12 protein-coding genes are annotated in these 13,076 nt (G+C 40.2%); all 12 read right to left on the bottom strand.

Features of this window, described 5'->3' with window-relative positions:
- Positions 1-25 precede the first annotated feature (25 nt).
- The gene (locus FC26_RS03215; protein WP_057777775.1) at positions 26-5,068 is read right to left on the bottom strand and encodes a phage tail tape measure protein; all 5,043 of its coding nucleotides are present in this window, start codon (positions 5,066-5,068) and stop codon (positions 26-28) included.
- A 212-nt stretch (positions 5,069-5,280) separates the two neighbouring features.
- Positions 5,281-5,769, bottom strand: a complete 489-nt coding sequence (locus FC26_RS03210) for a hypothetical protein (RefSeq protein WP_057777774.1) — start codon at positions 5,767-5,769, stop codon at positions 5,281-5,283.
- A gap of 70 nt (positions 5,770-5,839) precedes the next feature.
- On the bottom strand, positions 5,840-6,493 hold the full coding sequence (locus tag FC26_RS03205) for a phage tail protein (RefSeq protein ID WP_057777773.1): 654 nt from the start codon (positions 6,491-6,493) through the stop codon (positions 5,840-5,842).
- Positions 6,494-6,874, bottom strand: coding sequence for a DUF806 family protein (locus FC26_RS03200; RefSeq protein ID WP_057777772.1), 381 nt, complete (start codon positions 6,872-6,874; stop codon positions 6,494-6,496).
- Positions 6,874-7,266: an HK97-gp10 family putative phage morphogenesis protein gene (locus tag FC26_RS03195; protein WP_057777771.1), complete on the bottom strand. Its 393-nt coding sequence runs from the start codon at positions 7,264-7,266 to the stop codon at positions 6,874-6,876. Before FC26_RS03195 ends, FC26_RS03200 begins: the two co-directional genes overlap by 1 nt.
- Before the next feature lie 3 nt (positions 7,267-7,269).
- Positions 7,270-7,614, bottom strand: coding sequence for a phage head closure protein (locus FC26_RS03190; RefSeq protein ID WP_057777770.1), 345 nt, complete (start codon positions 7,612-7,614; stop codon positions 7,270-7,272).
- Positions 7,577-7,918 carry a head-tail connector protein gene (locus FC26_RS03185; RefSeq protein ID WP_420835217.1) on the bottom strand — a complete coding sequence of 114 codons (342 nt, stop codon included), beginning with the start codon at positions 7,916-7,918 and terminating at the stop codon, positions 7,577-7,579. The genes FC26_RS03190 and FC26_RS03185 overlap by 38 nt, the downstream gene beginning before the upstream one ends.
- A 67-nt stretch (positions 7,919-7,985) precedes the next feature.
- Positions 7,986-9,164, bottom strand: coding sequence for a phage major capsid protein (locus FC26_RS03180; RefSeq protein ID WP_057777768.1), 1,179 nt, complete (start codon positions 9,162-9,164; stop codon positions 7,986-7,988).
- Positions 9,157-9,861, bottom strand: a complete 705-nt coding sequence (locus tag FC26_RS03175; RefSeq protein ID WP_057777767.1) for a head maturation protease, ClpP-related — start codon at positions 9,859-9,861, stop codon at positions 9,157-9,159. Before FC26_RS03175 ends, FC26_RS03180 begins: the two co-directional genes overlap by 8 nt.
- A gap of 20 nt (positions 9,862-9,881) precedes the next feature.
- Positions 9,882-11,027, bottom strand: coding sequence for a phage portal protein (locus FC26_RS03170; protein ID WP_057777766.1), 1,146 nt, complete (start codon positions 11,025-11,027; stop codon positions 9,882-9,884).
- A gap of 4 nt (positions 11,028-11,031) precedes the next feature.
- On the bottom strand, positions 11,032-11,205 hold the full coding sequence (locus FC26_RS12440; protein ID WP_083483733.1) for a DUF1056 family protein: 174 nt from the start codon (positions 11,203-11,205) through the stop codon (positions 11,032-11,034).
- A gap of 12 nt (positions 11,206-11,217) precedes the next feature.
- The gene (locus FC26_RS03165; protein ID WP_057777853.1) at positions 11,218-13,056 is read right to left on the bottom strand and encodes a terminase TerL endonuclease subunit; all 1,839 of its coding nucleotides are present in this window, start codon (positions 13,054-13,056) and stop codon (positions 11,218-11,220) included.
- Positions 13,057-13,076: the final 20 nt, after the last annotated feature.

The raw sequence follows: 13,076 nt of genomic DNA, 5'->3' as shown, positions 1-13,076 counted from the left end.
GTGCCTCGATCTGTAACGCCCTCCTTTATATACCCGTCCAATTTTGTTTGCTTAAATCAAGAGCTTGTTGCTTGTAATTTTTCTGCTGGTCAAATGTCCCAATTCCTTTAGTAGCCATAATCTGATCAGCGTTCAATCCAATGATGGTTTTCAGCATCAGTGCCATCTGATTGACTACATTCGTCAATTCTTCAACCTTTTGTGCCAATCCTGAATCATACGATCCCTCCACGGCTTGTCGCGCTTCTTTTAATAGCATGCTGGCCCGTGAATGCTGTGCGGGATCGGTTGGAATAACGTATTCTGGTTTATTGTGTTCTGCTAGCTCAACCATTTGGTTGGTTGATACTAAGCCACCCGTTGCCATCTGTTTGTGCCCTGTTGGCCCCCAACCACGGCGCTTACCTAACGGCGCTAAATCCTTGTGCCAGTTAGAATCATTTAAAACAGCCATAATTTGGTCTAGTGCACTATGAATGTTGGCATGTCCCTTAACTGCCCACGATTTCCAAGTGCTTAACTTATACTGCATTAATCCAACTGGCCGCCCAGTACCATCGTGATCATCAATACCGCCGCCTTGTGCAGGGTTAACCGTCGATTCAACCATTGCTTGCCAATAAAGTCTCTCAATATCACTGGCAGATAACGACTGGTGCATCAATAATGCTGCATGGTGCGCTACTGATGTAAAATCACCCATGCTCATTTTTCCAGCTTTAGAGTTCCCATCGCCGCCGCCCAAATCATCAAATGCTTTTTTGAGTTTGTTCAAGGCTTGTGCAACACCGTCAGTAATCTTATCAGTCATTCCACCAGAAAGGCCGCGTTGCTCTGATCCAACACCCGAAACACTGTTAATGTCGAATGTGCTGCTTACAATCTGTTTTAGACTTTTAAGCGGATCAGTAATTTTTTCTAGTGCTTCCGATGCAGTATCACTAATTTTATCCCAAACACTGGAAGCACCACTGCTAACACTTTTTATGAATGAGTCAATATCAGAAGTGCCATCGGCGTAGCCAGGCAGATGATTTTTATATTGCCCGCTCATCAGTTTTCTGGTGTCATTAGCATTTAAAATCTGTTCACCCGGTCTGACATCTACAAATTCAGGACCATTAACACCTAAGAAATCAACTTGGCCAGAATACGGCTTGTAACGTGCTTCTACTCCCGCTTCACCAACTAACGCCTTACTTGCTTGCGTAATAGCACCACCAGTTGAATAAGCACCAATAGTGGCTTGCGAATATGAATAAGCAGACTTACCTGCATCAATCGTTTTTACTCCAAACGGCTTCGCAATCTTATTAAAGAAATCAGCAATCTTAGACCAAATACTTCCAGTACCTTCACCTTGCTTCTTGTTAGCTTCCATTGAGCTATTGGCCTGGTTAACTGCATGAGTGACGACACCTTTTGATTGTTCTCTAGCCGCGCCTTTCACTTGATCACGTTGATTTTCAGCCTTTGAAATAGCATTTTTGCGTTGTGTTTCAGCCTTATCTGTAACGCTTTTTTCTTGATCCGAAGCATGTTGGTACGTCTTGTTCAGTTGATCGAGTGCTTCTTGGGTAACTTTTTCTCGTTGTTGCTTGGCATAACCTTTGTTACCTTTATATTGACGGTCCGCGGCAGCAACGGTTTCTTTATATTGTCGATCTGCAGCACTGGTGACACTTTCATATTGTTTCTTTGCGGCAGCCGATTTGTCGCTGTATTCTTTGTTAGCTAGCGTTTTGGTTTTGTCGTACTCTTTTTGTGCCGCATTAACCGCACTTTGAAGCTGCTTGTTGGAAAGCTTGCCCTTCTCATCAGTCAACTTCTTAATGATCTTCAATTGCTTATTAGATTCATTCTGAATCTTACCAGTTAAAGTTGTGTGTAATTTGGCTTCTTTAGCACTTGTCTGCGTAGCGCTTTTAATCCTAAGTTTATCAAGGGCCGCATCTTTCTTGTTTTCTTCCCTTTTGAGTGCCGCCTTCTTGTTAGCAATATCCTTTTGTACTTGATACGAAGCCTTGCCGTACCGTTGTTCATCAATCGCAATCTGGTTATTCCATTTTTTACGTGTTTTGCTTTCCGTAGAATTCCACTTGTTAGTTAAACTGGCTTTTTGCTGCGCATAATATTTAGCAATTGCATTTTGATCAGCATCCGACAGCTTTTCGTACCTATTGCGTTCACTGCCCTTCTTCTTAACCGCAGCTACTTGCTTAGCATACTCTGCATCCGTCATATTACCTGTCTTATGCAGTTCTTTTAAATCTGCTAAATCTTGTTTTTGTTTCTTAGAGTAATAAGATTTGTAAGTTTTTTGTAGATCATTGAGTGCTTTCTTGGTGCTTTCCGTCTTAACTTTTGGAGCAGTGACTGATTTACCACTTAAAGCATGGCTAAGCTTAGCAACAATGTTGCTTGCAGTTTTACTACTACCGATCTGATCACCAATAGCAGCGCCCCAAGCAGCACCCACTGGTCCGCCAAAGGCAAACCCAATACCACCACCAATTAAAGTACCAGCGGTCGTTCCAACCGCCTTATACTTGGCGGTGGCTTTGCCAGATGTGACAGCTTTAGTAACACTACTTCCAACGTCCCAAGCAGTTAATGCAAGCCCAGCACCTGTGACGATTCGTGTACCAAGTGACTTGCCCAGTAATGACCATTTACTACTTGACTTGCCAGCCGTCTTTTCAACATCACCGACAACGTTTGTTGCTTCGCTTGCTCCGGTTTTAGCCGTTGTAGCCTTTCCCGCGGTTCCTGATACAGAAGTACCACCAACATCAGCAGCTGCTTCTTTTGCGACGGCTAATTCTTGGTATTCTTTAGTTTGTAAGCTAATCAATTTATTTTGTGCAACAATCGCTTTTGTTTCGGCTGACTGAATTACACCCAAAGATTCCATTGAACGAATAAAAGTGGCCACTTTATTAGTGACCCACATAGCCCCAAGAATTTCAGCAAACGTTTTAACTGTTCCAATATGTTCTGCCGCAAATTCACCGATTTTTAAAAAGCCACCGGCAACCTTAGCAGTTGCAGTAGCAGTTTTATTAATACTCCTTTGAAAATCTTCATCTGCAAACATTTTAGACATCTTGTTCGCAGCATCAGTCATGTATGGCAACATTTTTGAACCAAACATAATGGTTAGATTCGACCATGCTTGCTTGAAACGTGCTTCTGATTGTTGTGCAGTTTCAGCGTTTTTTTGCGCTAATGTCTGTACATAAGTTCCTTTATCGCCAGCTTTTTGAACCTTATCAGTTAACTCCGATAATTCCTTGTTATTGGTCGCAAGAATTTGTGCCGCAGTCATTCCAGTAGCACCAAAAATAGCCTTGAATACGGCGGCCTGTTGCGCACTACCTAAGTTTTTGGTGTGGCTTTCAATGGTTCCCATAATACTAGACAAGCTCTTAAAATTCCCGTTTGCATCCTTGAAAACATTGGTCGAACTGATACCAATACTCTTTAAAGCACTTGTTGCTTGAGCTGATGGTTGAGCTAAACTAACAATGGCTTTTCGCAAACCAGTCCCGGCTTTATCTGCTTCAAGGCCGTGATTACTAAGTTCCCCCATTGCCGCACTAGTTTCTGACAGCTTGAATCCGGCGTTATGAGAAACATCACCAACGTATTCCATGCCTTTTCCTAATTGTTGAAAACTAGTAGCTGTTTCATCGGCTGAATATGACAACTCATTAACTACTTTTTTAGAGTTTTTAGTCATCTTCGCGGTATTCTCAGTTCTCATTCCAAAGGAATCAATCGTTTGAGCAGAAACAGATACAACGTCGTTGAAATCGTCTCCAGACGCGATACTTGCTTGAAGCATTGATTTCATAGCACCTAGCGCTTCTGTCGAAGTATATCCTCGCTTTGCAAGCTCCAAGTATTGCTCGGAAATACTCTTTTGAGATTTACCATACTCAACAGAATATTTTGCTCCGTCTTTTTGCATTTTAGCAACATTCTTCGTTACTTCAACTTGCTTTTCGCCGTTTGTAACTAAGTTATTAGATATTAGTTTATACTCACTTTGAATTTCAGACGCTTTCTTAGCGCCTGAAAGCATTGCTGCCCCCACAATTCCAACACCGATACTAGCCCCAATAGCGGCTGATCTAATACTGGTGAAACCGCTTTTTACTTTGCCTGCGGTGGCAGACATAGCATCACGCATTTTAACTTCTTGTGTCGTCATGCCACCAACTGTATGACTTAAACTCTTAATTTGAGTTTCGTTAGTTTTATATTCGGCAGTTAAACTATTAACACGAATAATCTGTTTTTGATATTCAGATGACGTCTCACCATATTCATTTTTGAGCTGACTAAGGCGACCTTTTTCAGCTTGTAGTTGTGCATCCATCTTTTGGTGAACATCAACTAGGCCGTTTAGCTTAGCCTTTTGTGCACTCCACGTCTTACCTTCGGCTTCCAAAACAGCGACATAGCCTTGGTTAACCTTAGTTGCCATAGACGTTGCTTCTTTTAATTGAAGCACACCCGATTTTTGTAAATTAACGGCATCGCTAGCACGCTTCTGTTGAGCTTCATAAGACGACAGTTGCCGATTGGATGACTGAATCTGTTTTTCTAATTTAAGATAAGCGTCAGCATCTTTTTGTGTAATATTGGTTTCTTCGGTACGTTTTGTCTTTAATTCAGTTAACTTATTATTTAGTTCATCATACTTTTGCTTATTTCCAGATAACGATGTGTCTAAACTAGACATTTCTTGACGAACTTTGGAAATTTCAGCGTTGTATTTTTCAAACGTTCGAGCGGTTTCTTGATTGACATTGATTAGTCCCCGCTGGCGTGTTTCTAATTCCGCAATTTTTTGCTTTTGGATATCGATAACGTTACTCAGGCCATTGTATTTTTCTTTAGCTGCACCTAAGTAGTCTCCGGAACTTTTCAGTGCTATCTCTTGAGCTTTCCACCCACTAGTAACACCCGTAATGGCATTTTGAAGTCCTTTTAGAGAGCCAACGGCTTGTACACTATCCAAACTAATTCGCGTTGCTATTTCTTCTTGTACTTTACCCATTGGTTACCCTCCTCGCATCCTTCTGTGTGCCTCACCTGATGACATGACCCGATCTTCACGTGGCTTAGCTTGCATCAGTTCCAAAAGCTCAAAGAAATCCTCTTGCCCAAATTCACTGGGCAGCATTCCCGCTTCCATCAACAAATGCTGTTTAAGATAGAGAAAATCTTCACGCTCATTTTTAGCTTTTACTAATTCACGCCGATAGCGTGCTAACCTTTTTTTGGGTCTTCGTCCTCGTCAATCTCGGCGTCTAAAATAATTTGGGGATCATAGTCGGGGCCTTCGTTAACTCGCGAAATCAAATAATAAGTAAATGCTCCTAAACCTTCCCCATCAAGACTCTTTCGAGCAGTTTTTAACTGTTTAGCATTCAAGCCTAAAACTTCTTTAATAAATTCGAAAGCTGTGTCAGTAAAGCCTTGATCTTCTTTTTCCTCTTCAAGCGATTTTTGAGCATTTTTTAGTTGGATTTTAAGCTCTTCTAATTCTGATAGTTCTTTTTGACCATCTTCCTTACCCGCTTGTTCAGCCAATTCTTGTTGTTCAGCAATTTTTAGATTGTACTTAAGGTTTCTGATGTTGGCCTCTTTCATTTTAATAGCCATGTTAGAGGCTAGATCGTGATTATAGATAGATGTAAAAACTTCGATAGGTTCTTCAATTCCAATCATTTTGGCATTGATATTAATTTTTGGCATTGCTAATTCCTCCTAAATTTTATGTATACAAAAAGCCGCCATAAGCGGCTTGAATTATGTTTAATTAGTCTTATGATCCTGATCCAGTTGTACCAGTTGGCGCCACGTACCCGCCAAAAACTTCCTCACGCATAGCGGCTTCATCAAAACCAGAATCCGCACTGTAATAATATTTGTACGGCCGTTGTACACCTTGATCATCAACGAATACGGTTGAGCCAAGTGGATCAAGTGCGTCATATTCAAACGTCCCGTTGTAGTCGACTTCGGAATTAGTGTTAGTCCCATGATTATGAGCCACTTCGATCATTTCACCATTGGCAAAACAGTCGTAAAATAGGTTTCCTTCAAAATCATAAGAAGCTACAATAATCGCTACATGAGGTTTCTTAGTACTTGATAGCACATAACCGCCCTTCCCATCGGAAACATAGCCCTTCATTTTGGCCATGACAGAACCGTCCATATCTAACATTGTTAGAGCTAAAGATGGTGTCTGTGCACCGTGTGCCATACGCTTTGTTTTCCCATTAGCGTATTGAGGCGTTCCTTTTTCTTCCAATCCAGTGATATTAGCTGTCGTAGCACCTTCACCATCACCATCGGCATGGTAAATACCTGTTGTTGATAGACCTTTGACAGCGTCCGTGATAATCTTGCCGTTATCGTCTAAATTTGCAAATTCAACCCATGCAATGTCTTTAAAACTTACTCCTACTGGCATTTAAAGCCCTCCTTTAATATCTTTGACAAAATAAAAGACCTTGCACCATTGCTTAGTGTCCGGGTCTTTAATCCTATTTTTTGATTGTTCAATTTGCCAACCGTCTAAGTTAAACAGCTTGGCAATTGTTATTTCTACATCTTGAAAATTAATATTCGTATCTTTGGCGTAAAAAATCTGTAATTCTACTCCAATTTGCCAGCCTTTAAAAGTCTGATTAGCATAATAAGCTGGTTCATTAACGTATTCCGTAATGAGAACGTCTGTTTTATCGGTATCGTCAACTACACTTTCAGGAATAGACCCGCGATAAACATTGTTGATCCAACTATAACTAGCTGATTTAATCAGATTACTAGCTTGAACCACTGGCAGTTCCACTAGTTACCACCCCCTTTTAACCGATCATAAGTTGCCTTTTCAGCGGCAAATATTTCTGCTTCCGAGCTTTTCCGTGCATTATCAACAAAATGAGTGGCTGGCATTTTCTTCGTACCATCATTTAAGAATCTAGCAATGTATGCTTTTTCACCAAATCCCACGACGCTGTTACCATTCTTATGACCGCCAATGTCAGTGTCTTGAAACGTCACGGCATCTCGTAAATGCTCATACTTTTTGTCATTATGATCTGATCGAGGGGTCACTTTCTGCAAATTATTAGCCAAAACTGCGGCCCCAGCCGCCGTAATTGTCTGCGATTCTTTTGTTGAAGGAACACGGTCGCCAATTTGTTTAAACCATTTGTCTAACTGATCTTGCAACGGATCCATGATTTACACTCCTTTTTGTAATTTCAAAGTAACTAAATCATAATCAATCGGCTTACCGGTGGTACCTTTAGAAATATCCACGATATCATAAACATCCTCTGAGTTTTTAAACTGTGCTTTTAGTGCTTTATCTACTTTATCAGTGGACCGGATCGCAATGATGATGGTATTGGCTAAATCAGTCCCATTAACTTGATAATTTTGCGTTTGCGTTCGCTGATAATCGGCATAGTGCTTACTGAACTGTGCCACAAATTTAGTGTAATAATCGCCTGTATTATCATTTTCAACACTGTCTACTGTTCCAAAGCTAACTACTTTGCGTAGTCGCTGAACTGCTATTTGCACTATAAGCACCTCTAATCTTCCAGCGAATGCCGTTAATCATGTACTGATAACTAGGCGGATAGGCGATTTTTTGTTCGCCTAGATTCCCCCGGTTATAGTAAGTGAAATCTACTAATGTTTTCACGGCTTGATTAAACAGTTTGTATTCTCGATATTTTTCTAATTCAATGTTGTCATCGATTGATCCTTGAATATCGGTTTCGGCTACGTCAATTAATGATTGAAGTACATCTGCATCTTCATCGCTATCTAAGTTCAAATAAGCCTGCATATCTGCTACCGATACTGCTGCATTATAAGTCAAACAATCGCCTCCAATCATAGCCGCCAGCTACGCTTACTGTTTATTTCTTAGGCGACATTTTGTTCAGTTACTTTCCAGGAGTTACGGTTGATGTGTCAGAATTAGTTACAAAATATCCTGCGGCGGAATCGGCTTGCTCTACGCCAAAACGGAAGGCTGCGCCAAGATAGCGGCCATAAATTTTACTTTCGTCCCATGCCAATGTAACTTGTTGGCGATCAGTAAACAGCACGCCTCGCTTTAAGTCACCAATAAAGGCCTTTTGATCACCTGCAGCTGATCCTAGCAACATGTCGCCAACTACATAGACTGGCACGCCGAGTAGCATTCCTTTAGCCGTGCCATCAGTAATTGAGTCACTAGCATCATGTAATAGATACCGACCGTTTTTGTCCTTTAAAGTGTCTAGTGTATTGAATAGGGATTGAGTCACCACAAGAGCCTTACTGTAAGCCGGATCAAGATCAACGTTTAAAATATGCTTCAAATTATCAACCAGAGTGTCGGTGGTTGTGGTTTTAGCTGTAAATGCTTGCAAGACTGGAGCAATCATTGCATTATAAGTATTTACTGATTTTTCGTGAATAGATTGACCGACTAAAGCAGTCAAATCAACTAGTGAATCAGCAATTGCTTCTTCTGAGAGTGGGATTGCACCACGATAAGTTTTTACTGACCAATCAACATCGGTAAATTCGGGTTCAGCTAAAGATGGGTTTTCAGCTAGTTCAGCAACTGAACTAAACCGATCAGTAGCACGTTTTAAGATTGGGTAAGTTCCTTTTGGCGTAGTAACTGGCGTTTTAGTGACCAAAGCCGACAAATCCACAACGGAATTAATTTCGGTGGTGGGATCGTAAATGATCTGTTCCGGAATCAATACGCCCGCTTCTGTAGATGTAACCTGCTGGCTTGCAGCATCTACTACCTTGCCCCGTGAATGAATGAAATCATTGATTGCCTTCTTCGCTTTATCCAGGGGCTTCGTCGGTGTAAGATTTTTACCTAGTTCTGCTAGCTTTGCATTATTGTTCGTTGGTTTATTTTTTTCTTCTGCTTCGAGTTCCTTCAATTGATCATTAATTGCATCACGGCGTGCTTTCTTAGCCGTCAATTCATCTTTAATCTTAGTAAAATCCTCCGGTTTAGCAGAATCATCTTGTAGCTTTGCGCTTAGTTGTGCGTTCAAGTCTGAACATTTAGCGCTAACCTCGTTAAATAATGCTTGTAATTGTTCTTTATTCATTGGTATTGTCATCCTTTCCATAAAAAATAGCCATCTTAGCTTGCACGAGTTTTTCGTGTTCACTAATCTGACTAGTTGTGTTTTTCAATTTTTGGTTTTCTGAAATTAAATCTTTAATTTTAATAATAGAACGATGATTAACTAACGGTGGCTTAGCTAAATTGGTGACGGGTTCAAAACTCATAACTTCATCAACTAACCCTAAATCGATGGCATCTTGGGCGGATAACCACGATTCCTTATCCATCAACCCTAAAAACTCATCAACTGGACGACCTGTTTTATCAGCATAGATCGCCGCAATACTTTGATTGACTGTTTGTAGCATATTTGATGCACGGTCCATATCATGATAGTTGCCCTCAGCACCACTAGCAGCATTGTGGATCATCATTCTAGCGCCTGGCGATATTTGCACCTTACCAGCCCCCATCGCCACAATAGTTGCGGCTGAATAGGCGTTAGCCGAAATTTGTGCTGTAACATCACCCGAATAGTTTTTTAAAGCTGTGTAAATTTCCGTAGCTGGATCAACTTCACCACCATTTGAAGCAATATCTAACGTTACTGGAGACCCGTCGTCTGGCAAACTGTCGAGCACATCTTGAGGTGAAACAACGGTCATTCCTAGAAAGTCACGATAAATCGGTGCATCATCATCATTGGTAACCATACCTTTAACTGGGATTGTAACCATATTGTTCTCACCTCCTTTCACTATGAATTATTTTTTTCTGGTGCTACATATTTGGGAAAATTATCCGGTAGATAACCTTCTCGTTTTAAGACAAACTGAATTTGTTCTGGTGACAAAGCGTCAAACTGAGACAGTTGATTCATCTGCTTAATTAGTGTTGAATCATCAACATCTAACATGCTCTTAATGTCTAGTTCCAAGTCAGGAGCATTAAATTTTAGCCTTAGCTCATCAATAATCGGCCCCACGTATGTATTTAGATTTGACAAATACAAGGCCTTAATTTGCTCGCTATTGCTATGCTGACTTTCAGTAGATGATCCACCACCTAACATGTCACTTGGCACTCCAAACGCCGTCGCAATTCGATCAGCGGAGTATGAAGCATTTTCATTTAATGCCTTGAACACATCCGTTTTCATTTCATAGGCTTCGTAGTCTAAAAAATCAGGAAGCACCATCAAACGGCCAGAATTGTCGCCACCGTTAGCTTTCTCAAAAGATTCTCGTGCTTGCTCTAAGTCATTAGGATTATCACTGTTGTAATTGGATACTTTCAGTTTGCCGGCTGAATTAATCTGATTATTTAACGTGTTCAAATTGCTATCAGTCGTCTTCTGATCAATCGTCAACGACGTTTGCAAGCTTTCTAGTGGTGATCGACCAATTAAATAACGATATTCAGGATCCGGCATCAGCCGAAAATGTAACATTTTATCTTGGCTAATTTTCATCTCGGGACGGTTATTGTTTTCCATTACCGTATACGTAATACCCGTGTTACCCGGTAAATAATTAATTTGCACATCAGACGGTGGCACATGTTCGAGATTCGTTGATGAAAGTGGAATATAATCATTACCTGACAAGCACAGCTGTATTAAAACACCCTGCCAAAATGAAAACCGGCTAATGAGGTTAGATGGCCTCTCTAGTCGGTTTAAAGCAGCTGTATTTTCAGTTTTAAAATGAGCTGATGCAATATCACTAGAAATGCGGTTAATTACACTGTAAATATTGACGTTTTTTAACGCACCACCCGCATCAACGTAGCTAACAGGAATTCCGCCCACACTGGTATTAAAACTCAATAATCCAGGGGTGCTTGGGTAAACCATATTAGTAAGTTTCGGTTTATGATAATTTTTGGGGGTAAGTAGTCCCATTCAATCACCCCATTTCCTTTTCAGTGAGATAAGCAATGGTAATTAAAATGATACCCAATGCCAAATATCCCAAAATTAGATTAAATAAAAAGGCACTGTATGCAACCAGCGCCATGCCCATGATAAATAAAATCGGTGTAAACCAATTTTTGATTAGTTCTACAAATTTTTTTGCCATAATTAACACCTCCTATCCGCCGAAAACCGCGTCCCAGAATTTATTTTTGTTATCCGAACTCATATCATTGAGTGGGTTGTAATTTTCATCATGATAGTCTTCAAAATACTCACGGATATTGTATGCGGCATTAATTAACGCGTCTGCCGTATCAATATGCGTACTGGTACGATTTTGACGATCAATTTTGATTGCACCACCCCGATCTTCAACCAAAACAGAATTGTTTAAACCGTCAATTAGTAGCGGGTCATCAATGATTTTGACATCGCCATTAATAAATCTAGTTTGAAAAAACTTCGTTGAATCTGATAATTGATAAGATGTTGGACTAACGGTTGCAATAGTCCAATCCTTATTATAATTTTCAACTTTTGCCACAAACCAGCGGGCTAAATTAGGATCAGCGACTACTCTTTGTACTTTTAAATTATTTTTCTCAACAAATTCCACTAACCATTGATAAACTTGTTCTTCGTCAATGACACCACTTGGCAAATCGGTGATTTCACAAATGCCTTTGTTTTGCAATGCTTCATAATTCAATCCGTCTTGCTTAGATTTAGCCTGTAAACTCTTGGCTTGAGCAAACGGAATAAAACTATACTGCATGGCATAATATTTATGCTTGTTCCCATCCACATACGGAAACATAAAGCCAAATGATGTATTATCGTTTGTTTGACTCGCATCAAAGCCAATAAATACATCGTGACCACGAATATCAAACCGATCAATGATACTATTTTGAATATTACTTAACGATAGAAAACTATTCTGAAACCGGCGTGACCACAAGTTGAGATTCTTATTAACAAACGATTCCAGTGTCCCTTCACGTTCATCTTTATCCCTGGATTCAATCATGGATGCTAGCAAAGTTTGCGCTTTTCTCTTCGGATATCCATCGAGTAAGGGATTCGACTTTGCCCATGTCTCAGGCTCAAATACTTCATCTTCACTGTCTTGACAATAAAGCACTTGGAAAGTTTCGTCACCATCGCGTTTAGAGTCTTGCTCAAGTAATGTTCGCGTAACGTCCTGATCATTTTTAAATTTAACTTTAATGTCGGGATAGGCCGTTGAAATCTGAACAAACATGCGATTATTAATATCACCTTGACCAGTTGAAATCTGCTTTAAGGTTTCATTCAGTGCTGGTCTCAAATTACCGATTTCGTCATACACAGCGATCACATTATGGAATGAGTCAAACCCACCCCCCCGTGATGAGCCTTTTCGAATTGTGTTTTTATTTTCACGGCCAATGATTTGATAGGATTGCACACTCACATCATTTTCTTTAACCCAGTCTTTAAAATCATCTAGTTTGACTAGTTTTTTAGCTTGAATAGCCACATCATTAAAGAGTTTCGTTGCATGCTCATTGTCATAACTAGCAATGAGCAAATCTTGTGAAGACGCTTGCCGACACACGACGAAATAATAAAAATTAATCAGCATTGATGCAATCCAAGTTTTTCCTTGTGCACGCGCAATGGAAATAATAGCTGTAGTGTAGCGTGTTCCTTTATTGGGCTTCCGCCAGCCAATCAAACTATCTAAAATGAATGATTGCCATAATTGTGGTTTAATTTTTTCATGTAGCTTTTCAGGGTTTGGCAGCATACGTGTGAAATATTCGATTGCGTTAACCATATTCAAGTCATAATGATATGGAAAATCTTCATCACCGATGCGCTTTAAATCATTTAAATGACGCACACATGCCAGTTGAGTGTCCCGTCCGGTCATGAACTCATCTGTAAAGATAACTTGATAGGCATATTTTGTAGCAGGATCACTATATTTTGACAAAATATCATCGTATTCAGTTTTAAATGTGCTCATATACTCTTTAATATTTTGAA

Source organism: Paucilactobacillus vaccinostercus DSM 20634 (assembly GCF_001436295.1).
Classification (GTDB): Bacteria; Bacillota; Bacilli; order Lactobacillales; family Lactobacillaceae; genus Paucilactobacillus; species Paucilactobacillus vaccinostercus.
The sequence above is the reverse complement of the archived record's forward strand: the minus strand, read 5'-3'. Positions and strand labels throughout refer to the sequence as shown.